Genomic DNA, 24,739 nt, shown 5'->3' on the forward strand with positions numbered 1-24,739 from the left:
CCGCGCTGGAGTTGCTGTCTTGCGCGGCGGGCACCGGCCGCCGGCCAGGCTCAGGCGGCTAGCGCGGCCTGCCGGCGCTCCCGCCAGTGCGGCACCCCGGTCCATTCGCCGGCGGCGGTGTCGCCGGCCAGCACCCGCGCCACGTCGCGGCGGTCGAGATGCGGCGCGAACTGCGTGACGAACTCCAGCACGTACTCGCGCAGCACGCTCTCGCGACGCAGCACGATCCAGGTCGTGCATTGCGGAAACAGGTGATCGGCCGGCAGCACGGCCAGGTCGGTGTCGGCCGGCAGCATCGCCATCTCGGCCAGCACGCCGATGCCGAGCCCGGTGCGCACGTAGGTCTTGATCAGGTCGGCATCGCCGGCGGTCATCGCGACATGCGGCTGCAGCTGGCGCGCCTCGAACGCGCGGCGCAGCGAGGAGTCGGCCTTGACGGAAGAGTCGTAGCTGACCAGCGGGAGTTTCGCCAGGGCGTCCAGCGAAGGCGGCTGGCCGCTGGTGGCCAGCGGATGCTCCCGCGGCGCAAGGATCACCCGATGCCAGCGATAGGCCGGCAGCGCGATGCCGCTGCCGGGCGGCGCGCCGGCCGTGCTGATCACCGCCAGATCGACCCGGCCTGCTTCCAGTTGCGCCAGCACCTCGCTGTCGCGGCCCGGCTGCAGGTGCACGCTGACTCGCGGATAGCTCTGGCTGAGCATTCCGATCGCGGCGGGCAGGGCGAAGCGGGCCTGGGTGTGGGTGGTGGCGATGCGCAGCTCGCCGTGCGCCTCGTTGCGCAGGTTGGCGGCGATCGAGCGGATGTTGGCCGCTTCGGCCAGGATCGTGCGCGCCCGCTCCAGCACCTGCCGGCCGGCATGGGTCACCGTGTCCAGGCTCTTGCCCTTGCGCACGAACAGCTGGAAACCCAGCTCGTCCTCAAGCTGCCGCAGCTGCTTGCTCAGGCCGGGCTGGGTGGCGTGCACGCGTTCCGCGGCCAGAGTGATGTTCAGGCCGGAGTCGGCGATGGCTACCAGGTAGCGCAGTTGGGTCAGGGTCATGGCGAAGTTCTCGTGTACGGTCGGGATCGTGGAGGCGAGGCGCGAACGAAACACGGATACATCGCGTGGCAGCCGGCGTGGTCAGGGTGGGCACAAGGCCGCGGGCCGCCACCGGGGGCAGGGCTTCAGGGGATGCGTGGCCTGGACGTGATTTCATGATCAGACGTCTATACGTCCATTTGATGGATTGGTCAAGTTTTCGGCAACATGCCGTGGCGGCATATGCGCGGTGGCGCAAATCATTTGTCGCCGCCGCTGGCGCGCGGATAGCGTGGTCGCATCGCCATACCTGCACCGGACGCATCGCATGAAGTTGTATCCCCTGTTCGCCGATCTGTCCCGCCGCGCCGTGCTGGTGGTCGGTGGTGGCCCGGTGGCCGAACGCAAGGTGGCGGCGCTGCTCGGCGCGCAGGCGCAGGTCACGGTGAACGCGCCCACGCTGACGCCGCAGCTGCGGCGGTGGGTGGCCGATGGCCGCGTGGCCCACCGCCACGAATCGTTCCGCGAAAGCTGGCTGGATCGGGTCTGGCTGGTGGTGGCGGCGACCTCGGACGTCGAGCTGAACCGCCTGATCGCGACCTTTGCCGAGCTGCGGCGGATCTTCGTCAACGTGGTGGACGACGCAGCCCTGTCGAGTTTTCACGTGCCGGCCGTGGTCGACCGGTCGCCGCTGACCATCGCCATCTCCAGCGGCGGCGAGGCGCCGATGCTGGCCCGACTGGTGCGCGAGCGGCTGGAGGGCTTGCTGGATCACTCGCTGGGCGCGCTGGCCACGCTGGCGGCCGGCCTGCGCAAGCGCATCCGGGCACGGCATCCGGACATGGCTGCGCGCCGGCGCTTCTACGAGAACCTGTTCACCGGTCCGGTGGCGGGCCTGCTGCGGCAGGGCCGGCCGGAAGCCGCCCGCCAGGCGATGGAAGCGACGCTGCTGGCGCTGCCGGAGGCGCCGACCGGTTCGGTGGTGCTGGTGGGCGCCGGTCCCGGCGATCCGGGCCTGCTGACCTTGCGGGCGCTGCGCGCGCTGAACGAGGCGGACGTGATCCTGCACGACCGGCTGGTCAGCGCCGAGGTGCTGGAACTGGCCCGGCGCGACGCCGAACGGATCGAGGTCGGCAAGCAGGCAGGCCGTCATCACACCAGCCAGGAAGCCATCCACGACCTGCTGCTGCGGCACGCGCGGGCGGGGCGGCGGGTGGTGCGGCTGAAGGGCGGCGATCCCTTCGTGTTCGGTCGCGGCGGCGAGGAGCTGGAATTCCTGCGCGCTCACGCCATTCCCTGTGAAGTCGTGCCCGGCATCACCGCCGCCGTGGCCTGCGCGGCTTACGCGGGCGTGCCGCTGACCCACCGCCATCACGCGCAGTCGGTGCGCCTGGTCACCGCGCATGGCCAGTCGCCGGACCAGTCGCCGGACTGGGCGCTGCTGGCCCAGGAACGGCAGACCTTGGCGGTGTACATGGGCGTGGCCGAACTGGGCGCGCTGCAGGCGGGCCTGCTCGCCCACGGCCGGGCGCCGACCACGCCGTTCGCGCTGATCGAGAATGGCTCGCGCCCGGAGCAGCGCGTGGTCACCGGCACCCTGGCCAACCTGGTCGAGCGTGCGACGTTCCATGCGGTGCGCTCGCCGGCCTTGCTGATCGTGGGCGAAGTGGCTGCGCTGGCGCCTTCGCTGGCCTGGTTCGGCCAGCCGCCACTGGGAGCCACGGTGCATGCCCTCCGCACGCAGGAGCGCGCGCCGGCGGCACCCGACGTGCTGGCCGCGCTGCATCGCGCCGGATGAACATTTTTGCCGCGACGGGCGCATGATGCCCGTCGACTTTCCTGCCTTTAGGAGTCTTGCCATGATCCACAACAGCATCCTCGACACCATCGGCAACACGCCGATCGTCCGCCTCCACCGACTGGCGCCAAAACACGTCGAACTCTATGTGAAGGTGGAGGCCTTCAATCCGGCCGGTTCGGTCAAGGATCGACTGGCGCTGGCGATCATCCTGGACGCCGAACAGCGCGGCGTGCTGAAGCCGGGGCAGACCGTGGTCGAGGCCACTTCGGGCAACACCGGCGTGGCACTCGCCGCGATCTGCGCGGCCCGTGGCTATCCGTTCGTGGCGGTGATGGCCGAGACGTTCTCGATCGAGCGGCGCAAGCTGATTCGTGCCTACGGCGGCAAGGTCGTGCTGACGCCTGCGGCTGCACGGGGCACCGGCATGGTCGACAAGGCGCTGGAGCTGGCACGGAAGCATGGCTGGTTCTTCACCAACCAGTTCGAGAACCCGGCCAACCCGGCCTACCACCGGCAGACCACGGCGCCGGAAATCCTGCGTGACTTCGCCGGGCGCCGGCTGGATTACTTCGTCAGCGGCTGGGGTACCGGAGGCACGCTGACCGGCGTGGGCGAGGTGCTGAAAGTGGCGCGACCGAACGTGCAGGTGGTCGCCACCGAGCCGACCGTGGCTGCCCTGCTGTCAGGCAAGGAATGGCAGCCGCACAAGATCCAGGGCTGGACCCCGGACTTCGTGCCGGCGGTGCTGAATCCGAAGGTGGTGGATCGCATCGTGCTGATCGACGACGTGCTGGCCCGTGATACTTCGCGTGCACTGGCCCAGCGCGAAGGCATCTTTGCCGGCATTTCCTCGGGTGCCACGCTGGCCGCTGCGCTGGAAGTGGCGAAGGATGCGCCGGAAGGTTCGGTGCTGCTGGCGATGCTGCCCGATACCGGCGAACGCTATCTGTCGACCTTCCTGTTCGAAGGCGTCAACGAGGGTTCGGACGAGTTCGAGTGATCGGCGGCCGAATCACCCGGGCAGCAGGTTCCATGGCGCGGTGATGCCGCGTGCGGGGCTGGCCGGCGGTGACGTCGTATCCAGTGGTAACCATGGCGACTAACATGGAGGTTCGTCGCGCGCCCGCTACCCGTGCTGCGCGACGCCCCTCGTGTCCCCCATGGAGAAACCGGATGAAGCTGTATTACATGCCTGGCGCCTGCTCGCTCTCGCCGCACATCGTGGCGCTGGAAGCCGGCCTGCCATTGCAGCTGGTCAGGGTCGACGGCAAGACCAAGCGTACCGAGAGCGGCGACGACTTCCTGCAGGTCAACCCGAAAGGCTACGTGCCCACACTGCAGCTGGACGGCGGCGAAGTGCTGACCGAAGGTCCGGCGATCGTGCAGTATCTGGCCGACCAGAACCCGGCCAGCGGGCTGGCGCCGGCCAACGGCACGCTGCCGCGCTACCACCTGCAGGAGATGCTCGGCTACATCAACTCCGAGCTGCACAAGACCTACAGCCCGCTGTTCAACCCGGCCACGCCGGAGCCGACGCGGCAGGAACGCAAGGAGTATCTGCGCAAACGTTACGCAACGCTCGATGCCCTGCTGGCGAAGCAGGAGTGGCTGCTGGGCGGGCAATTCACCGCCGCCGACGCCTATCTGTTCACCGTCACCAACTGGGCGAAGCACGTGGACCTGGACCTGTCGGAATTCAGGTCGCTGACCGCGTTCCAGCAACGCGTGGCGGCGCGGCCGATGGTGCAGGCGGCGATGGAGGCCGAGGGTCTGCTCAAGAAGTCGGCGTAACCGGACAACATCCGCAAGGGCCGGCGCCGCGAGGTGCCGGCCTTTTGCATGCGGCAGGTGTCCATGCGCGACGAATCCGGCAATCGCCGGGCGCTTGCCGGCGGGTAGCGCCAATTGCCGGCGATGGCTTGTGCTACCGCACGGCGCAACCGTAAAATGGTCCGCTTTCGTATAAGGTAATCATCGACTTAGGCGATCACGCCGGTTGATCTGGGGGCGACGGCGGGCCGCGCAGGCGGCTCGCATTGGCTTTGCATATCAGTTGGTTAGGGTCGTTTGACGAGGGTGGCAAGGCGAGAGTGGCGGAATTGGTAGACGCACCAGATTTAGGTTCTGGCGGTTAACCCCGTGGGGGTTCGAGTCCCCCCTTTCGCACCATGCCCCGTTGATTTCCCTTGATTTCCGGGCGACACAGCCGCCATGGCGCCGGTGCGGGCCCACAACATTCAGGTAGTACCAGGAGACGTCATGCAGGTTTCGGTTGAGAACATCGGCTCGCTCGAGCGCAAGCTCACGGTGAAATTTCCGGCGGAGCGGTTTGAGACGCAGGTCAGCGCACGCATCGCGGAAATGGGTCGCACGGTTCGCCTGAAGGGCTTCCGTCCGGGCAAGGTGCCCACCACGGTGATCAAGCAGCGTTTCGGCGACCAGGTTCGCGGCGAGGTTCTGTCCGACCTGATCGGCAGCACGCTGCGTGAAGCCGTGCAGCAGGAAAAGCTGCAGCCGATCGCGAACCCGTCGATCGACACCACGGGCAAGCCGGAAAACGGCGAGATCGCCTACACCGCCACCTTCGAGATCATGCCGGAGTTCCCCCAGGTCGACGTGGCCGCGCTCGAGATCAAGCGCCCCGTGGCCGAGGTCAGCGACGCGGACATCGACAAGATGCTGGAGACGCTGCGCCAGCAGCGTCGCAGCTTCGACGAAGTCGAGCGCGCCTCGGCCGATGGCGACTTCGTGATGTTCGAGTATTCCGCCAGCGCGGACGACTACCGTTTCCCCGCCGAAGGCCAGGAACGCGCCGGCAGCGTGCTCGGTTCGGGCACCCTGTTCAAGGCGCTGGACGAAGCGCTGACCGGCCGCAAGAGCGGTGAAAGCTTCGAGACCGACGTGCTGTTCCCGGAGGATTTCCGCAACGATCAGCTGGCCGGGAAGAATGCGAAGGTCAGCTTCAACATCATCAAGGTGCAGGAACCGAAGCTGCCCGAGATCGACGCCGAATTCGCCAAGCTGTTCGGCATTGCCGACGGCGATCTGGAAACCTTCCGCAAGGAAGTGCGGGCCAACCTGGAGCGCGAACTGAAGGCCGCGTTGATGGGCCGCCTGAAATCCGAAGTGGCCGAGAAGCTGGCGGTGACCCACGCCGAGCTGGATGTGCCGAAGCTGATGGTGCAGTCCGAGGCGCGCAACATGGCCGCCGGCAGCGTGCCCCAGGGCCAGCAGCCGCCGCCGCAGCTGATCGAGGCCGCCATGCCGGTGGCTCGCCAGCGGGTGATCGCCGGTCTGCTGATGGGCGAAATCGCCCGCAAGCAGGAGATCAAGATCGATCGCAAGCGCGTGGCCGAGCAGCTGGCCGCGATTGCCTCGACCTATGAAGAACCGGAAAAGGTCATTGAACTGTACAACGGCGACCCCCAGTTGATGTCCGGGCTGCAGAATCGCGTGATGGAAGATCAGGTGGCGGAGTGGGTGGCGGAACACGCCACGACCACCCAGCTGGATCTCACGTTCGACGAGGTGATGCGTCCAGTCAGCGCCTGAGCAACCAGGCTGGAAAACCGGCCCGGGCAACCACCCGGGCTCATCAACGGAGAGCTGCAGACATGGCCATGGATACTATCCAGAACCTCAATTTGGTCCCGATGGTCGTCGAGCAGACCGCTCGCGGCGAGCGCTCCTACGACATCTATTCGCGCCTGCTGAAAGAGCGCGTGATCTTCCTGGTGGGCGAGGTCAACGACCAGGTCGCGAACCTGATCGTGGCGCAGATGCTGTTCCTGGAGTCGGAAAATCCGGACAAGGACATCAATTTCTACATCAACAGCCCGGGCGGTGCCGTCACCGCCGGTCTGGCGATCTACGACACCATGCAGTTCATCAAGCCGAACGTCAGCACGATGTGCATCGGCCAGGCCTGCAGCATGGGCTCGTTCCTGCTGATGGCCGGCGCCAAGGGCAAGCGTTTCGCGCTGCCGAACTCGCGCATCATGATCCATCAGCCCTCCGGCGGCGCGCAGGGCCAGGCCACCGACATCGAGATCCAGGCCCGCGAGATCCTTTACATCCGCGAGCGCCTGAACAAGTTGTACGTCGAACACACCGGCCAGCCGCTCGAGAAGATCGAGCTGGACATGGAGCGCGATCGCTTCATGAACGCGGTGGACGCGAAGGCGTATGGCCTGATCGACGAGGTGCTCGACAAGCGCGCTGGCGAAACGGTGAAATCGGCCTGAGTTCCGGTTTCCACACCACGGTCACGAGAGGGGCTCCGCGTCTGCAGGCAGACGCGGAGCCCTGTGTTATTCTCGCGGCGCATCCAGATTTACCAGCGGGACCGAGAGTATGAGTGACGACCGTCAGGGGCGATCCAGCGACAGCGGCAAGATTCTCTATTGCTCTTTCTGTGGCAAGAGCCAGCATGAAGTGCGCAAGCTGATCGCGGGCCCGTCCGTGTTCATCTGCGACGAATGCGTCGAGCTCTGCAACGACATCATCCGCGAGGAACTGGAAGAGAAGGCCGCTTCGGGCCGGACCCAGTTGCCGAAGCCGCGCGAGATCCGCGAATCGCTGGATCAGTACGTGGTCGGCCAGAGCCGCGCCAAGAAGGCGCTCGCCGTCGCGGTGTACAACCATTACAAGCGGATCGAGTCGCGCCAGAAGAGCGACGACATCGAACTGGGCAAGTCCAACATCCTGCTGATCGGGCCGACCGGTTCGGGCAAGACGCTGCTGGCCGAAACGCTGGCGCGCCTGCTCAACGTGCCGTTCACGATCGCCGACGCGACCACGCTGACCGAAGCCGGCTACGTGGGCGAGGATGTCGAGAACATCATCCAGAAGCTGTTGCAGAAGTGCGACTACGACGTCGAGAAGGCGCAGTCGGGCATCGTCTACATCGACGAGATCGACAAGATTTCGCGCAAGAGCGAGAACCCGTCGATCACCCGCGACGTTTCCGGCGAAGGCGTGCAGCAGGCATTGCTGAAGCTGATCGAGGGCACCCTGGCCTCGGTGCCGCCGCAGGGCGGTCGCAAGCATCCGCAGCAGGAATTCCTGCAGGTCGACACCAAGAACATCCTGTTCATCTGCGGTGGCGCGTTCTCCGGCCTGGACAAGGTCATCCAGCAGCGCTCCGAGACCACCGGCATCGGTTTTTCCGCCGAAGTGCGCTCCAAGGAGCGCACCGAGAACCTCGGCAAGGTGCTGGCCGAAGTCGAGCCGGCCGATCTGGTGCGCTTCGGCCTGATTCCGGAGTTCGTCGGACGCCTGCCCGTGGTGGCCACGCTGGACGAGCTGGACGAAGCGGCGCTGGTGAAGATCCTCACCGAGCCGAAGAACGCGGTGACCAAGCAGTTCAGGAAGCTGTTCGAGATGGAAGAGGTGGAGCTCGAGTTCCGCCCCGAAGCATTGCAGGCCATTGCCCGCAAGGCGCTCAAGCGCAAGACCGGCGCCCGCGGCCTGCGCACCATCCTGGAGCAGGTGTTGCTGGACACGATGTACGAGCTGCCCTCGCTGGAACACGTCAGCAAGGTGGTGGTGGACGACGCCGTGATCGAAGGGCAGGCCGAGCCTTACCTGATCTACCGCGGCAACCTGCAGCAGCGCGTGGCGGGCGAGGGCGGCGACGCCGCCTGATTCTTCGCGCCCCTGCATCGACGACGGCTCCGGTGGATCTTCCCGGAGCCGTTTCTTTTTCGGCCGACCGCCGACCTTGACTCGGTTGGCCGTCGCCTCCACTTGACGAGTTGGGATGCCCGGCGCAGTGTCGGGTTGAACGCACAATCGACCGAGGGACCCCTCTTTCATGGCCAAGAACGCCCCCCTTCCTGCTGCGCTGGACGCTCTGCCGGTATTGCCGTTGCGTGATGTCGTGGTTTACCCGCACATGGTGATCCCGCTGTTTGTCGGTCGCGACAAATCCATGCGTGCGCTGGAGCGCGCCATGGAGGGCGAGCGGCAGATCCTGCTGGTTGCGCAGAAGAGCCCGGACATCGACGATCCGGAAATTTCCGACCTGCACCAGATCGGTACGCTGGCCGGCGTGCTGCAACTGCTGAAGCTGCCCGATGGCACGGTGAAGGTGCTGGTCGAAGGCCAGTCGCGCGTGTCGGTCGAGGACTTCAAGGAACGGGACGGCATGCTGACCGCGCGTTCGCGCGTGATCGAGCCGGTCTACAACGCGAAGGAGCGCGAGCTCGACGTGGTTTCGCGCACGCTGATCTCGCTGTTCGAGCAACTGGTCAAGCAAAGCCGCAAGCTGCCGCCGGAAGTGCTGGCCAGCCTGTCCGGCGTCGACGATCCCTCGCGGGTCGCCGATTCCATCGCCGCGCATCTGTCCGTGCGCATGGCGGACAAGCAGAAGGTGCTGGAGACCGCGGACGTCGGTCAGCGGCTGGAGCTGCTGATCGGCCTGGTCGACGGCGAGATGGACCTGCAGCAGGTGGAGAAGCGCATCCGCGGCCGCGTGAAGTCGCAGATGGAGAAGAGCCAGCGCGAGTATTACCTCAACGAGCAGATGAAGGCGATCCAGAAGGAGCTGGGCGACAGCGAGGATGGCCCCAACGAAGTCGAGGAGCTGCAGAAGAAGATCGAGGGCTCGGGCATGCCCAAGCCGGTGCTGGCCAAGGCGCGGCAGGAGTTCAACAAGCTCAAGCAGATGTCGCCGATGTCGGCCGAGGCCACCGTGGTGCGCAACTACCTCGACTGGCTGGTCGGCGTGCCGTGGAAGAAGCGCAGCAAGGTGCGCAAGGACCTGCAGCTGGCCCAGGAAGTGCTGGATGCCGATCACTTCGGCCTGGAGAAGGTCAAGGAACGGATCCTCGAGTATCTCGCCGTGCAGCAGCGCGTGTCGGTCATGAAGGGGCCGATCCTGTGCCTGGTCGGACCGCCGGGCGTGGGCAAGACGTCGCTGGGCCAGTCGATCGCCAAGGCCACCAACCGGAAGTTCGTCCGCATGAGCCTGGGCGGCGTGCGTGACGAGGCCGAGATCCGCGGGCACCGGCGCACCTATATCGGCTCGATGCCCGGCCGCATCGTGCAGAACATCAACAAGGTCGGCGCGAAGAACCCGCTGTTCGTGCTGGACGAGATCGACAAGATGTCGATGGATTTCCGTGGCGATCCGTCCTCGGCGCTGCTTGAGGTGCTCGACCCGGAACAGAACCACGCGTTCAACGACCACTATCTCGAAGTGGACCTGGACCTGTCCGAGGTGATGTGGATCGCCACCGCCAATTCGCTGAACATTCCCGGCCCATTGCTCGATCGCATGGAGGTCATTCGCATCCCCGGCTATACCGAGGACGAGAAGCTCGGCATCGCGCAGAAGTACCTGCTGGCCAAGCAGTTGAAGGCGAACGGCCTGAAGCCCGAGGAACTCAGCGTCACCGAGGAAGCGCTGCGCGACATCGTGCGCTACTACACGCGCGAGTCGGGCGTGCGCAACCTGGAGCGCGAGGTTTCCAAGATCTGCCGCAAGGTGGTCAAGGAACTGACGCTGGGGCAGGTCAGGAAAACCAAGGCCAAGCCAGCGGCCAGGACCGCCAAGGGCAAGGCGAAGGCTGCTCCGGACAAGGTCAAGGTGACATCGGAAAACCTCGACCACTACCTGGGCGTGCGCCGGTTCGATTTCGGTCGCAAGGAATTGCAGAACGAAGTGGGGCTGGTCACCGGCCTGGCCTGGACCCAGGTCGGTGGCGAGCTGCTCAGCATCGAAGCCTCGGTGGTGGCGGGCAAGGGCCGGCTGGTGCACACCGGCCAGCTCGGCGACGTCATGAAGGAGTCGATCCAGGCCGCCTTGTCCGTGGTGCGCGCCCGCGCCGACCAGCTCGGCATCGACCCGGAGTTCCACCAGAAGCTCGACGTGCACATCCATGTGCCGGAAGGCGCCACGCCGAAGGACGGTCCCAGTGCGGGCATCGCGATGTGCACGGCGCTGGTGTCGGTGTTGACCCGGGTGCCGGTGCGCTCTGAAGTCGCGATGACCGGCGAAATCACCTTGCGTGGCCGGGTGCTGCCGATCGGCGGGCTGAAGGAGAAGCTGCTCGCGGCGCACCGTGGCGGCATCACCACGGTGATCATCCCCGAGGACAACAAGAAGGATCTTGCCGACATGCCGGCCAACATCACCTCGTCCATGCAGATCCATCCGGTGCGCTGGATCGACGAGGTGCTGGACATCGCGCTGGAGCGCCCGTTGCAGCCAAGCACGGCAAAGGCTGATGCTCCCGCAGCCGTTTCCGGCGATTCGACGGAAGCCCATTCGCTGACGCATTAGGTTTCTGCGTCGGCCAGATGGAGGAACGCCACGCTCGCGCGTGGCGTTCTTTTGCGTGTTCGCCACCGTTCGGCGAAGTTCGCCCTAGTCGTTCGGTACTTGTTTTGCAAGCAGATCGACAACGGCCAGATCTGGCGAAAACGTTGCTGTGGCTTGTGTTGCGCCTTCCTGCAACGCACTGGTATAAAGGCGCTACCGCAGTCCCGGCGTTGTTCATCAGCGCAGCGATGCGGGGTTGCGTCATGGCATCCTGCGAGCCAACCATCCATGCCGGCGCTGTCGGGTTCTCTGGAACGACCGCGCCGACGAAATCCGAACGAGGGAGTTTTCTCAATGAATAAAACCGATCTGATCAATGCCATTGCCGAGAAGGCCGAGTTGACCAAGGCCGACGCTGGCCGCGCTCTGGAAGCCTTTTTCGAGACCGTGCAAAAGTCGTTGAAGAAGGGTGAGGACGTTTCGGTTGTCGGCTTTGGCACGTTCACCGTGCGCAAGCGCGCTGCCCGCACCGGCCGCAACCCGCGGACCAACGAAGCGATCAAGATCAAGGCGTCGAAAGTGCCCGCGTTCAAGGCTGGCAAGACGTTGAAGGATGCCCTAAACTAAGCGGCTGACGCTTGGTTTCGGGTGCTTAGCTCAGCGGTAGAGCGTCGCCCTTACAAGGCGGTGGTCGTAGGTTCGATCCCTACAGCACCCACCAGAAAAAATGCGGAGTGGTAGTTCAGTTGGTTAGAATGCTGGCCTGTCACGCCGGAGGTCGCGGGTTCGAGTCCCGTCCACTCCGCCACAGTTCGCAAGGGCGCCCGTGTGGCGCCCTTGTCATTTGAGCGGTTCGTTCGCGTCCGGCAACACCGGGCGGCGCGGGCCGGTTTGCTGACCTGAGCCATGCGCGTCATGCGCTTTCACCATCTTGCGGGAAGATTTCGATGCTGCAGGCAATGCGTAACAAGATGCATGGATGGCCGTCCATCATCCTTCTGGGGGTTTGCGTCTTTGCGATGTCGCTGTTCGGCATGGAGAGTTACTTCATATCGCACGACGAAGCCTACGTGGCCAAGGTCGGCAAGCACGAGATCGACCAGCGCGCGTTCCAGGACCGCGTGAACCAGGTGCGTCAGCAGCAGGTCGCCCAGCAGGGCGAGCAATTCGATTCCAGCTCGTTCGAGAAGCCCGAGACCAAGTTGCGCATCCTCGACGGCATGGTCGACGAACAGCTGTTGCAGCAGGCCAATGAGGATTGGGGGCTGCGGGTATCCGACCTGGCGATGCGCGACTACATCGCTTCCATTCCCGCGTTCCAGGTCAACGGCAAGTTCGACGGAACCAGCTATCAGGCCTGGCTGACCAGCCAGTACAAGACGCCGGAAATGTTCGAGCGGGAAATTCGTTCGTCGCTGGCGATCCAGTTGCTGCCCTCGGCGATCAACGCCAGCACCATCGTCAGCGATGCCCGCCTCGACCAGTTCCTGAAACTGCAGGCCCAGCGACGTGACCTGCGTTACTTCGTGTTGCAGCGCCCGACGCTGGAAAACAGCACGGTGAGCGACGCCGAGATCGAGGCCTGGTACAGGTCGCATCAGGCCGATTACATGAAGCCCGAGACGGTCTCGGTGAAGTACATCGAAGTGGTCGGTGCCGACCTGCCTCTGATCGCCGAGCCCAGCGATGAGGATCTGCGCAAGCGCTATGCCAGCGAGAAGCAGCGTTTCGTGCAGCCGGAACAGCGCCTGGTTTCCCATATCCTGATCAACGTGCCGGCCAACGCCACGCCGGAGCAGCAGAAGGAAGCGCTGGCCAAGGCCGACAAGATCGCCGCGGAGGCGACCCCCGCCGATTTTGCCAAGCTGGCCCAGCAGGATTCGCAGGACCTGGGTTCGCGCCGTCTGGGTGGCGATCTGGGCTGGCTCGAGAAGGGCGTCACCAACGAAGCCTTCGATTCGGCGTTGTTCGCATTGCAGAAGGGGCAGATTTCCAAGCCGGTGCTGTCGACCGACGGTTACCACATCATCTGGTTGCGCGATGTGCGCAGCGGCCAGTCGAAGCCGTTCGAGGAAGTGCGCGACCAGCTGGTCAAGGAAGCGACGGCGGCCGATCGCGACCGCAACTACAACGATGTCGCGGGCAAGATGTCCGACAACACCTACCAGAATCCCTCTTCGCTGGAGCCTGCCTCGGTGGCGCTGAAGCTGCCGATCAAGACCACGGCGCTGTTTTCGCGCCAGGGCGGCGAAGGCGTGACGGCGAATCCGAAGGTGATCGCTGCGGCCTTCAGTGACGACGTGCTGGTGCAGGGAAACAATTCGGCCCTGATCGATCTGGGCAACAACCATTCCCTGGTGTTGCATGTCGACCAGCACGTTGCGGCTGCGGCCAAGCCGCTGGCCGAAGTGCGCGCCGACGTGCAGCAGAAGATTCTCGATGAGCGCATGGCTGCCGTCGAGAAGAAGCAGGCCGACGAGGCCCTGGCGCGCCTGCACAAGGGCGAGGCGATGGATGCGGTGGCCAAGTCGCTTGGCGCGACCGTCACGACGGTGAGTGAGGCGGTTCGGCATGCCCAGGTGCCCGCGCCCCTGCTGACCCGGGCCTTCCTGATGCCGCATCCGGTGGACAACAAGCCGCAGTTTGCCGCGGTCGACATGCTGGATGGCAACTATGCCCTGCTGGCGGTGGACAAGGTGCAGGACGGCGATCTGACCAAGCTGCTGCCGGAGCAGCGCGAGTCGCTGCGCCAGCAGATGGCGCAGGCTTATGGTTACGAGGCTGCCCGCGAACTGATCGACCACCTCAAGGCGAAAACCGAGATCAAGATCAACAAGCAGAGGCTGTAGGCACCGGCGGTCCTGCATCGCTTGAAAGAAAAGGACGACCTCGGTCGTCCTTTTCTTGTTCCGGCCGAGTCGGTCCCTGCCCGGGCAGGCCGGTCCGCGATGGCGTCAGTTCGGTGCGCTGATCTGCAGTGTCTGACCGGGCTTCAGCGAGTGCTTGCCGAGATGGTTCCAGCGCTTGAGCTGATCCACGCTGACCGCGTAGGTGCGGGCGATCTGCCACAGGCTGTCGCCGCGCTTGACGGTATGTATCCGGCGCTTGCTTTCGTCGCTGGTGGAGCTGGTCGCCGGGGTATCGGCTGCCGTCGCCTGCAGCAGGCCGTTGTCGTCGTTGCTGTCGGCAAGCTCAGGCAGGGCGTCGTTGAACCGGCGGGCGTGTGCCGCGGGCATCATGAGATAGGAGGCGGCTGCGGTGTCGATCGTGTTGCTGCCAAACGCCCCGTTCAGTCGCTTCAGTGCGTCCAGCGTCATGCCGGCGCGATCGGCGGCCTGCGCCATCGACATCGCGTGCGGCACATCGGCCTGTACCAGATGCTGCTCGCCGGGCAAGGTCGGCAAGCTGACGTTGAAACGGTCCGGCTCGCGCACGACACAGGCGATCGCCAGCAATTTGGTCAGGTGTTCGCGGGTCACCTTGCGCACGGGCAGCGTGGGAATGGTCGGCTGGTCGGGTGGCGCGCCATGCAGCCTGATGGCCTTGCGGATGGCGAACTCGCCCGCGTTGTACGCATAGTCGACCGTTCGCCAGTCACCGAACTGCTTGTGATACTGCTCCAGCAGTTTCATCACGGCATTGGCCGAGGCCGGCACGTCGAGGCGGCCGTCGTAGTGGCGGTCCACGCGCAGCCCCAGTGATCCGGCGGTGACCGGCATCAGCTGCCACATGCCGGCGGGCCGGTGCTTGCGCGCGGCGATCGGCCGGAAATGGCTTTCCACCCATGGCAGCAACACGAACTCGCCGGCCACGTCATAGTCTTCGGCGACTTTCTGCACGTAGACCAGGCGTGGCAACACCGCTTGCAACTGGCTCTCGAATTGTTTCGGGTGGCGCGTGTATCGCCTGGCCCATCCCAGCACGGCCGGGTCGGCGTCGCAGCCCGGCATCGCAAAACTCCCGCGCAGTCGCGTCCAGACATCGGTGCCTGCCGTCTGTGCAGCGGGTGATTCGATGTCCGGTACCGGTGCCACTGGTGCAGGCACGGGGGAGGGGATTTCGACGGGACCGGCAGCTGGCCGCAATGGTGCGTTGGCACATGCCGCCAACAGTGCGCAGAGGGCCGCCGGCAGGATTCGGATGGCCAGCTTCATGCGCGAAAATCGTCCTTGGCGCGACGCAGGGCGGCGAAACGCGCCACGCGATCTTCGCCGCTGCCTTGCTGCCGTGCCCAGTCAACGACACCGGCGGTGTCGACGCGCAGAAAGGGGTTGCAGGCCAGTTCGTTGCGAAGCGGAACCGGCAGGGTGGGACGGGAGCTTTCGCGCAGACTGGCCACGTCCCGCAGTCGCCTGGCCAGGTCCGCGTTGGCGGGCTCGACGGTCGACGCGAATCGCCCGTTCGCCGCGGTGTATTCGTGCCCGGCACAGACCAGCGTGTCGGCGGGCAGTTGCGCCAGGCGATCCAGCGAGGCAAGCATCTGCGCCGGCGTGCCTTCGAACAGGCGGCCGCAGCCCATGCTGAACAGGGTGTCGCCGCAAAACAGCAGGCCGGCTCCCACGAAGGCGATATGGCTGAGGGTATGCCCCGGAACCGCGATGACGTCGAAATGGATGGATGGCGCGGCCAGTTCGATGCGATCGCCATCGACCGCCGGCTGGAAAGGCTGCCCGATATCCGGGTGGACCGGGGCGTGGACAGGCACCTCGTGACGTGCACGCAGGGCGGACATCCCGCCGATGTGGTCGGGGTGATGATGGGTGAGCAAGATGGCGCGCAGCCGCAGCCCTCGCGTCCTCAGCGCCTGTTCCACGACGGCTGCGTCGCCCGGGTCGACGACGACGGCGTTCCCGTCGTCGTCATGCAACAGCCAGATGTAGTTGTCGGCCAGGGCCGGTAACGGAAGGAGATGCACGAAGGGGATCCGCTGCGTTGGGAAAGCCCCCAGGGCGCGGGGACTTGCTGTGGAACGACAGACGCGGCCATCCCGGGCGCGCTTGAGGCGGTCGACTATAAATTGACGCTACGGCGAACTCGTTAGGCTGGCGTTAAATGCCCGGTCGACCGTTCAGCTGTGTGCGGCAGTTCCGCTCGATGAGTGACCTGCTGAGTCATGGCAGCAACCGTTACACTGTGAAGAGCAATAGATGCCGGACCGGTTTGCATGCAGCATCGCGATGACGAGGTCTACTCCAGCCCACCCATGCTTCGTTTGCTGGACGAGCAAAGCCAGGCACTGAAGCCCGGGCTGCGGCGTTGTGTCGGCACGCATGGCCTGCTGCTGGATGCATCCCCACGGTATCCCCGACCGGCCTTGCCGTTGCTGGGTTGCTGGACCTCGCTGGCTGTGAGCGACGGTGGCTACGACGGTGATCTGCGTGCCAGGGCGGACGAACCGCTGCCTTTCGTCGACGATGCATTCGAGCTGGTGCTGGTGCGGCAGGCGCTGGAACTGGCATCGCATCCCGCCGCGTTGCTCGATGAACTCATTCGGGTGCTGGCGCCCGGCGGCACGCTGGCGTTGACCGGCGTGCATCCGCTGGGTTGCTGGTCGGCATGGCTGCATTGGCGCGCCCGCGGCAGGTCGCTGGCGCTGCAAATGCCGTGGCGCCTGCGCCACCGCCTTGAGCGCGAAGGTCTGCTGGTCGAGCGGGTGCTGCGGATCGGCAGCGTCTGGCCGGGCGCCGCCGTGGCGCGGCGCAGCCCTGCCAGCGTGTTCGGCGGAGGTTACCTGCTGCTGGCGCGAAAGCATCGGCGAGCGGTCACGCTGCTGCGCTCGCGCCCGCAACAGGTGCGGGTGCCGGCCAGCGGCCAGCTTTCCCCGGCGGCGCGCCGTGGCGCGTCGCTCCAGATTTTTTCAGGAACTGCAAAAGACGATGAGTGAAGTGGAAGCCTTTACCGATGGTGCTTGTCTGGGCAACCCCGGACCCGGCGGCTGGGCCGCCCTGCTGCGTGCCAAGGGCAGCGAGCGCATGGTCGCCGGCGGCGAGCCGGCCACCACCAACAACCGGATGGAATTGATGGCGGCGATTGGCGCGCTGGAGACCCTGACCCGGCCCTGCCAGGTCGTCCTGACCACCGATTCCCGTTACGTGATGCAGGGCATCGAACAATGGATGCCGAAGTGGCGTGCCAATGGCTGGCGCACCGCGGACAGGAAGCCGGTGAAGAACCAGGACCTGTGGCAACGCCTGTCCGATGCCGTCGGCGCCCATCAGGTGCGCTGGAAATGGGTGAAGGGCCACAACGGCCACGCCGAGAACGAACGGGTCGACCAGGCCGCGCGCGAGCAGGCCGAGTCGATGAAGGGCCGCGCATGAGGCAGATCGTCCTCGACACCGAAACGACCGGCCTCGAAGTCCGCCAGGGACACCGGCTGGTGGAAATCGCCTGTGTGGAAATGGTCGAGCGCCGGCTCACCGGTCGGCACTACCAGACCTACCTCAACCCGGACCGGGCCATCGACGAAGGCGCCCGCCTGGTCACCGGCATCGAGGACGAATTCCTGCTCGACAAGCCGCGTTTCCCCGAAGTGGTGGAGGAGTTCCTGGCCTTCATCGATGGCGCCGAACTGATCATCCACAACGCCAGTTTCGACATCGGCTTTCTCGATGCCGAGCTTGCCCGGCTGGACAACGGCGTCGGCAGGATCGGCGACCGCTGCACGGTGCTGGATACGCTGGCGATGGCCCGCGAGCGCTACCCCGGCCAGCGCAACAGCCTCGATGCGTTGTGCAAGCGCCTGGGCGTCGACAACTCCCGCCGCGACCTCCACGGCGGCCTGATCGACGCCCAGTTGCTGGCCGACGTCTATCTGGCGATGACGTCCGGGCAGGTGGCGTTCGACCTGGGTTTCGAAGGCGCCGCCGAGCAGCATGACGTGATGGTTGTGGCGCCGGTGGTGCTGCATGCGCGGCCACGGGTCCTGCACGCATCGCCGGAAGAACTGGTCCTGCACGAGCAGAGGCTGGATGCGCTGGACAAGAGTGCGGGTGGGGTGAGTGTTTGGCGGACGGTTTGATTGTCGAGCTTGATGGATTGGCTCTCGCGTTGCCGTTGTTGCTAACGCCTGCAGAGAATGGAATGCGGCGAGGCACTGGTGGGATTGTTCGGCCCATCCTTGGGCCGAACCCCTTCGCGCTGCGCGCTACGGGGCCAGCCTGCGGCTGTCCAACAAGCTCCTGGCAAATTTGTCGACGACGAAGGCAGGATGCCGTAGTCGAACATCGGCGTAGCCGATGGCCCGCAGGGCGAGGCGCAGGATGCGCCGAGTAACCCGGTGGGTTCTCACCCAGCCGTCACCATCAGAAAAGCAAAACGCCCCACGAGGGGGCGTTTTGCTTTTCTGGCGGAGAGGGTGGGATTCGAACCCACGGTACGCTTACACGTACGCCTGATTTCGAGTCAGGTACATTCGACCACTCTGCCACCTCTCCGGTGCGTTGCATGGTGGCTCATGCGAGCCGGGAATCATACGCGAGCGAACTTGCCGTGACAACAACCTTGTCTTCCGGCATGCTGCTACGGCTCGCCTCCATTGAATACCCATGATCGAATTCGGACACGGAACGCACGTCGGCCTGCGTCGTACGCGCAATGAAGACACTTATTACGCCGATGCGTCGCTGGGCCTGTTCCTGGTGGCCGATGGCATGGGTGGGCATCAGCACGGTGAAGTGGCTTCGGCGCTGGTGCGTGATCAGGTCGTGCAGCAGGTCAGGGAGGGAAGCAGCCTGCTGGAGGCTGTGCGTGGCGCGGCCGGGAGCCTGCTCGAGTGCGCCCGCGACAGCTTCGACATCCTGCCCATGGGCACCACCATTGCCGCACTTCGTGTGGAGGGCGACAGCCACGAAGTGGCCTGGGTCGGCGACAGCCGGATCTACCAGTGGAAGCAGGGCTTGCGGCAGGTCAGCCATGATCATTCCCTGGTTCAGGCGCTGGTCGAGGCGGGACAGCTGGACCCGGCGCAGGCGGCGGAACATCCGCAGCGCAACGTGCTCACCCAGGCGCTGGGTGTCACTGCCATGGAACAGCTGCACATCGGCATGGCGCGGGGCAAGCTTGAACCCGGCATGAGCTTCCTGCTGTGCAGTGACGGCCTGACCGAGGGCGTCAGCGACACCACCATCGCACAGAAGATGGCCCGCGCCGACCTCTCGGCGCAGGAGTGCGTCGACCAGCTGCTGCTGTGCGCCCTGGACAGTGGCGGCGACGACAACGTCACGATCCTGATCGTGCGTTCGCGCTGAAGCGCGGACCGGTTGCTGCATAAAAAAGGGGCCGCTTTCGCGGCCCTCACTATTTCAGCGAGTAAAAATTTGATCGGAACCTGTACGCGTTACACCTCACTAATGCCGAGAAGCCCCAGCATCCGGGGAGCTTTCAACAGTGGTGCGCAATCACGGTCTGCGTAATTTATTGCGATTTATTGCACGCTTGACACACTCCCTCAGATTGGTCGATGCTCAACAATAAGCTGCGCCGTGTAGCGGTCGGGGGCTAGCATGAAGCTATTAAATGCGTCGAGCGAGGCGGAACCTTTGGCGGCGCCTAAAATGCATCGTTCCACACTTGCAGCACCAAGCTTTCGCTATAAAAATGACGATCGCAAACCCCAGCTCAGATGGCGCTTCTATACCGTTCTCTGCAGTTAATTTCGAAAGGACTTGGAATGATGACCTGCGAACTGGCGACAAAAAAGTTTTCATTTACAGATACGCAAAAAGAAAAGCCAAGAAGGCTGTTTAGAGCGAAAACCGCTGCTTTATGCGCAGCTATTGTCGTCTCGGTCGGCGTCAGCAATTTCATTGCATTGCCCGCCAGAGCGGTAGCCGCAGCCAACGGATCCAGTAATAACTGCACCGCCGACAGCGATGGTTCCAGCGACTGCAGTGGTAGTGGTAGTGGTAGTGGTAGTGGCGGTGGTGGCAGTGGTACCCAAACGACCGACTATCCACCGGTGACTGTTACAGCTACCGAACCTGACGAAGTTACAGTTACCGCACCTGACGAACCCAACTGGAATTTCAACAATATCTTCGGCAGCGAAGAGTCGACAGGTCTTATTTCTCCTCCGGTGATAGGCCCTCAAGGGGGTGGCGGATTGCACACGCCAATGAGCGACAAGCCAACCGCCAAAAAGAAGCAAAATAGAAATCCCTGCCCGAACGCGGCGGGCGACCCCATCATGGTCAACGCAGGTAACAAGGCAATATCGGTTGCCGATTTTGCCGAGCCGGGCGAGATGGGGCTCAGGTTCGAGCGGTATTACAACTCGAAATTTGAAAGTATCAATGGCAACGTTAATAGCAGTATAGGTGCGTGGACTACCAACATTGATTTTACGTTATTCAATGTGAAATGCGTTTCAAACGCCGGTTCTTCCGGGCCCGCCAACCTATGTGCTCCGGTTAGGCTATACCGCCCGGATGGATCCTATCTCGATTTTAGCCTCGTACATCCCATCTATTCAAATCCTAGTGGAGCCCCATTTCAGATGGTTGGCCCTTTCACGCCCGTGGGGACGGCTACGCTTAATTATAATACCAATGGCACCTATACTCTTCATGACGAGGATGCCAAGGTTTTTACCTACAGTTCAAATGGTTTGCTGCTGTCAATAATGGATCCGTCGAATGTGGGATGGATAATTACCCATCCTGATTCGAACACTACTATTGTTACTCATACAAATGGGCAGTCGATAAAAATCTCGCTGATTAGTGGGACAAATACGCTTGGATCGTCTCGGCAGGTTAACGTTACGGATCCTTCCGGTAACGTGTACAAATTTAGCTCGACGTACTCCATCGGGTCGGCCATTCTAACTCAAACGAGTCATATTGGAACGATTGATTCGGTTACGATGCCAGGCCTTCCGGGCACCACAATCAGCTACAAATACCTGCCGGCAACATACTCCCCAATAATTACCGACTCGCTGCTTAGTGAAGTTGATTACAATGGCGTACCGCATGATGTGACGACGTACGACAGTAGTGGCAACGCCAACATGACAAGTATGGCGGATGGAAGCCAAAAGATTTCCATAGTATATAGTTCAAATAGCACTGGTCGAGTTGCTACGTTGACCAATGCGCTGAACCATAGCCTTGTCTATCAGTACGACAACAGTGGCTTGCTCCTATCCATCAAGGGTAACGCGTCTGCAAACTGCGACGCTTCGTATGCGAGCAATACCTACGACGCCAAAGGAAATATGGCGTCGTCAACAGACAACAACGGCAATATTACGGTCTACTCTTATGATGCCAATGGTCTTTTGCTAAAGACCGTTGAGGCCTTCGGGACGGCGTCTGCGCGTACTACAGATTATGTATGGGATCCGACGCCTGGTACCAATCGCCTTCTATCAATCAAGGTCGAGGGTTATGTTGAGAAGTCATACGCTTATAACGCGCAGAACCGGATGGCTTCGGTTAAAGTTACAGATTTGACTGGAATTGGAAATACGCCTCCTCAAGTCACCACGTATTCCTATGTGCTGAGTCCCAACCACATGGTGACATCTATGGTAGTCACCAACCCTTCACTCAGCAACGGCAACACGGTGACCAGTAGCTATAACGCTCAAGGCTTCCTTACCACGACGACAAATGGCTTGGGGCAGTCGACAACTTACGGTGCTTTTACCGCGCTTGGACGCCCTGGAACCATCACCAATGCAAATGGTGACATCACCTATTATGTGTATGACACACTCGGTCGATTGGTCACCAAATCTCATGCGCATTCGGGTGTGACAAATACCGGCCACGTCAGCTACGACGCAATTTCCGGACGGCCTTCGTTGATTGTTAATTACGATAATGAGCAAACGAGGAACGTCTACGATGTCGACTTTAAATTAGTCTCGTCGACATGGACTGGCCCCAGTGGCGCCAGTATTAAAACGGCATACACATATGACGCTCTGGGCGATGTCACGAGCGCAACGCGTACATTAATAGGCAGCAACACACCTGCGATCGGCGAGTACCGCGATTACGACCAGCTTGGTCGCGAGATTGCCGTACGTGGAAACCATGGCCAGAAAGTCAAGACCACCTATGACTTGGATGGCAATATTTCCCTTAGAGTGGATGCGTTGAATAGAAGTACGTCGACTCAGTACGACAGTCTGAACCGTCCAGTGGCGGTTACCGATGCAAATGGAGGGGTCACCAAGTACCAATATGATCTTGGTGGTCACGTTATTCGGGTCACTGATCCCCGTAACCTCGTCACGTCATATGCATATGACGGTTTCGGCCAACGTTGGACCGTAGCCAGCCCAGATACTGGCGCCACTCACTACGCATATGACGTCTACGGCCGGCTGTCTTCGATCACAAGAAACAGTGGAGCAATCGTCACGTACGCCTATGACGTTCTAAATCGCGTCATCTCTGAAAGTGCCGGTGGCCAGACTCATGCATTCACCTATGATTCGTGCGCCAACGGCGAGGGGCGCTTGTGCGGCTTTTCCGATGGTTCTACGAGCTACACTTTTACCTACGGAGTCGAGGGTTGGATGAGCGGCAGGAGTGCCACTAGTTGGTTGGGCACAAGCATCGACGGTTATGCCTACGACGGCATGGGGCGGCTGATCCAGCAGATTAATGGCCCTTACGTCACTACGTACACCTGGACTGACGACCAGGTAAGCAAAGTCAATTTCCAGTACGGCGGGCGTAGTGTCGACGTTGCAAGCAATATCACCTATGACGCCTCGCGACACCCGACTAGCTGGACGTATGGCAACGGGATGCAACGCACTCAGACCTATGATAGCGACGGACGCATCACGGGGCTTTCGTCGTTGGCTGGAGCGGCAGTCCAACAAAAACAGACGTACGCTTGGGACGATGTGAACCGGATCACCAGCATCACGAACAACGCCTACACTTCCGTGTCGCAGAATTTCGGTTATGACAAACTTGACCGGATGACTTCGCAGTCCGGTCCGGCGGCCTTGGCTCTGACCTACGACGCGAATGGCAACCGCACGCAGCAAAATGGGCTGACGAACGAATCAGTCGCCGTCAGCCCAGCCAGCAACCGCATCAACCAGCGTGGCGGACACGCGTACACGTACGATGCCGATGGTAATCGTGCCTCGGACGTCTACGGAAGCTCGGTACTCACTTACGGCTACGACGCTTTCAACCGATTGAATACTGCGTCCCGAAGTGCCGCGGTGAGCTATTGCGAGACCACACGCAATTGCCCTGTGTATCCGGCTGGTACAACGACCTATGTGGTGAACGCGATTGGCCAGCGGATACAGAAGAGCAACCCACAAGAAACCGCGCTCTATGCCTATGACCAAGATGGTCGGCTATCGGGGGAGCTGTCTTCGGTTAATGGCTACAACTACTACATTTATCTTAACGGTCAGCCGATCGCACTGATCCATAATCCGGTGTGGACGAGCAACGTTGATACGCTGTATTACTTGCACGATGATCAGTCGGGACGTCCCGAGGTCATCACGGATGGCGCAGCGCAAAAGGTATGGCAGGCGCTGAACTACGGGTTTGACCGGTCGATTCTGCTGGGGGGTGTCTCCGGCGTGGACATCGGTTTCCCTGGACAGATTTACGATGCTGAAACCGGTAACTGGAACAATGGGTTCAGAGACTATGACTCGAGTGATGGGCGTTACTTGGAGTCAGATCCGACCGGATTGACTGGCGGGTTAAATACATATGCTTACGTCGGCGGTAATCCCTTGGGCTATACCGATCCCTATGGGCTCGATTGGCAACTATCGTGGACTATTTCAAGTGGATCAGTAGCCGTTCCGGGCGCCGGCGCAAGTGCGAACGCGGCTGTGGGTGTCAACTTTCCGTCATTTAATCCTTCAACTTGGTCCCTATATGGAACAACGCAAGGGGCTGGCGGTGTTGGTGGAGGAGTTTTTGCAGGCTTTGGAGAAGGCCTCAACATCAGTCATGGTGACGCACCAGTCACGGGTACGAGTTCTTCGAATTATGCAGAGATAAATGCCGGATGGGAGATTGCTGGCGGCTTAAGTACTGCATGGGATAACTGCGGTAAAACAACGGGCGTACAGGGTGCTGTAGGAGTGTGGTCTGGCGGCGGCTGGGGCGTTGGTGGATTTATTGGCAAAGCTTGGTCTGCGACTTATGCATTGCCGAGCTTTGGAAATTGGTGATTAGGGTCGGAAATTATTTCTCATGAATATGAGTAATTCCCTTAGAGGAGTGAGGTTCAAGAGAAAGTTAATTTGGCTTTGGTTTCCGGCAGGTGCTCTTTTTTTCTTCTCGTTCGTGTATTTACATACACAAATTATTGGATCGGTACCTAGCTGGCTGATTGCATTATTGAATATTGCGTGGGGGGCGATTTATGTTGTGTTGCGGATATGGGCCTCGAGAATTAGATGTATAAGGTGTGGCTGCGTGGCTGTCCTTCCGTATTGGCCGGCAAGAACGAAGTGCAAAAATTGCGGGGCTCAATACATGAATACTGACTAACAACGGCCTTGGCTGGCCGTCATGTGCTGTGCTGCAAATCGGATGAGGATTGCAGAGGGTTGCACTGAAAATTCGATATGGCGATCGATCACTTGCAACGAGTTATTCAGTTGGGCTGCATGGCATCGTGTTTTTCCAACGTCTCTCACTT

The 24,739-nt window shown here is 62.4% G+C and carries 17 protein-coding genes and 4 tRNA genes; 17 read left to right on the forward strand and 4 right to left on the reverse strand.

What is annotated here, in order from left to right; genetic code table 11:
- Positions 1-50 precede the first annotated feature (50 nt).
- Entirely contained in the window at positions 51-1,040 is a 990-nt protein-coding gene (locus I6J77_RS07600; RefSeq protein WP_204111157.1) for a LysR substrate-binding domain-containing protein, read from the reverse strand.
- 307 nt (positions 1,041-1,347) lie between these two features.
- Here I6J77_RS07600 and cysG point away from each other — a divergent pair, with 307 nt between their 5' ends.
- From cysG to I6J77_RS07660, 12 genes are all read left to right on the forward strand, one after another.
- Positions 1,348-2,817: a siroheme synthase CysG gene (gene cysG / locus I6J77_RS07605; protein ID WP_204111158.1), complete on the forward strand. Its 1,470-nt coding sequence runs from the start codon at positions 1,348-1,350 to the stop codon at positions 2,815-2,817.
- Between the two features lie 61 nt (positions 2,818-2,878).
- On the forward strand, positions 2,879-3,820 hold the full coding sequence (cysK, locus tag I6J77_RS07610; protein WP_204111159.1) for a cysteine synthase A: 942 nt from the start codon (positions 2,879-2,881) through the stop codon (positions 3,818-3,820).
- A 173-nt stretch (positions 3,821-3,993) separates the two neighbouring features.
- On the forward strand, positions 3,994-4,611 hold the full coding sequence (gene gstA, locus I6J77_RS07615) for a glutathione transferase GstA (protein ID WP_204111160.1): 618 nt from the start codon (positions 3,994-3,996) through the stop codon (positions 4,609-4,611).
- A gap of 293 nt (positions 4,612-4,904) precedes the next feature.
- A tRNA-Leu gene (locus I6J77_RS07620) sits at positions 4,905-4,989 on the forward strand.
- A 90-nt stretch (positions 4,990-5,079) separates the two neighbouring features.
- Positions 5,080-6,372, forward strand: coding sequence for a trigger factor (tig, locus tag I6J77_RS07625; protein ID WP_204111161.1), 1,293 nt, complete (start codon positions 5,080-5,082; stop codon positions 6,370-6,372).
- A 68-nt stretch (positions 6,373-6,440) separates the two neighbouring features.
- Positions 6,441-7,064, forward strand: a complete 624-nt coding sequence (clpP, locus tag I6J77_RS07630; RefSeq protein ID WP_200950346.1) for an ATP-dependent Clp endopeptidase proteolytic subunit ClpP — start codon at positions 6,441-6,443, stop codon at positions 7,062-7,064.
- Positions 7,065-7,173: 109 nt separating this feature from the next.
- Complete coding sequence (gene clpX / locus I6J77_RS07635; protein ID WP_007805279.1) at positions 7,174-8,466, forward strand: ATP-dependent Clp protease ATP-binding subunit ClpX; 1,293 nt, start codon at positions 7,174-7,176, stop codon at positions 8,464-8,466.
- Between the two features lie 169 nt (positions 8,467-8,635).
- Complete coding sequence (lon, locus tag I6J77_RS07640; protein ID WP_204111162.1) at positions 8,636-11,107, forward strand: endopeptidase La; 2,472 nt, start codon at positions 8,636-8,638, stop codon at positions 11,105-11,107.
- A gap of 333 nt (positions 11,108-11,440) precedes the next feature.
- Entirely contained in the window at positions 11,441-11,713 is a 273-nt protein-coding gene (locus I6J77_RS07645) for an HU family DNA-binding protein (RefSeq protein WP_007511239.1), read from the forward strand.
- A gap of 19 nt (positions 11,714-11,732) precedes the next feature.
- Positions 11,733-11,807: transfer RNA gene (locus I6J77_RS07650), tRNA-Val, on the forward strand.
- 10 nt (positions 11,808-11,817) lie between these two features.
- Positions 11,818-11,894: transfer RNA gene (locus tag I6J77_RS07655), tRNA-Asp, on the forward strand.
- A gap of 139 nt (positions 11,895-12,033) precedes the next feature.
- Positions 12,034-13,935, forward strand: a complete 1,902-nt coding sequence (locus tag I6J77_RS07660) for a SurA N-terminal domain-containing protein (protein ID WP_204111163.1) — start codon at positions 12,034-12,036, stop codon at positions 13,933-13,935.
- 105 nt (positions 13,936-14,040) lie between these two features.
- Here I6J77_RS07660 and I6J77_RS07665 read toward each other — a convergent pair whose 3' ends face one another.
- Positions 14,041-15,036, reverse strand: a complete 996-nt coding sequence (locus I6J77_RS07665; protein WP_204111164.1) for a transglycosylase SLT domain-containing protein — start codon at positions 15,034-15,036, stop codon at positions 14,041-14,043.
- Positions 15,037-15,236: 200 nt separating this feature from the next.
- Positions 15,237-16,001, reverse strand: coding sequence for a hydroxyacylglutathione hydrolase (gene gloB, locus I6J77_RS07670; RefSeq protein ID WP_204111165.1), 765 nt, complete (start codon positions 15,999-16,001; stop codon positions 15,237-15,239).
- A gap of 249 nt (positions 16,002-16,250) precedes the next feature.
- Between gloB and I6J77_RS07675 the strand changes: the two genes are divergently transcribed.
- From I6J77_RS07675 to dnaQ, 3 genes are read left to right on the forward strand one after another with little or no spacing between them, the layout of a single operon-like run.
- A complete protein-coding gene (locus I6J77_RS07675) occupies positions 16,251-16,970 on the forward strand; it encodes a class I SAM-dependent methyltransferase (RefSeq protein ID WP_204111166.1) in 720 nt (239 codons plus the stop codon).
- Positions 16,963-17,406, forward strand: a complete 444-nt coding sequence (gene rnhA, locus I6J77_RS07680) for a ribonuclease HI (RefSeq protein ID WP_204111167.1) — start codon at positions 16,963-16,965, stop codon at positions 17,404-17,406. The genes I6J77_RS07675 and rnhA overlap by 8 nt, the downstream gene beginning before the upstream one ends.
- Complete coding sequence (dnaQ, locus tag I6J77_RS07685) at positions 17,403-18,107, forward strand: DNA polymerase III subunit epsilon (protein WP_204111168.1); 705 nt, start codon at positions 17,403-17,405, stop codon at positions 18,105-18,107. The genes rnhA and dnaQ overlap by 4 nt, the downstream gene beginning before the upstream one ends.
- 325 nt (positions 18,108-18,432) lie before the next feature.
- Here dnaQ and I6J77_RS07690 read toward each other — a convergent pair.
- Positions 18,433-18,522: transfer RNA gene (locus I6J77_RS07690), tRNA-Ser, on the reverse strand.
- Positions 18,523-18,633: 111 nt separating this feature from the next.
- On the opposite strand from I6J77_RS07690, the gene I6J77_RS07695 reads away from it, so the two are divergent.
- On the forward strand, positions 18,634-19,335 hold the full coding sequence (locus I6J77_RS07695; protein WP_204111169.1) for a PP2C family serine/threonine-protein phosphatase: 702 nt from the start codon (positions 18,634-18,636) through the stop codon (positions 19,333-19,335).
- Positions 19,336-19,760: 425 nt separating this feature from the next.
- Positions 19,761-24,266 (forward strand): RHS repeat-associated core domain-containing protein, encoded by a 4,506-nt coding sequence (locus I6J77_RS07700; RefSeq protein WP_204111170.1) that lies wholly within the window; start codon positions 19,761-19,763, stop codon positions 24,264-24,266.
- The last annotated feature ends 473 nt before the right edge of the window (positions 24,267-24,739 follow it).

Origin of the sequence: Rhodanobacter sp. FDAARGOS 1247, assembly GCF_016889805.1 — a bacterium.
Lineage (GTDB): Bacteria > Pseudomonadota > Gammaproteobacteria > Xanthomonadales > Rhodanobacteraceae > Rhodanobacter.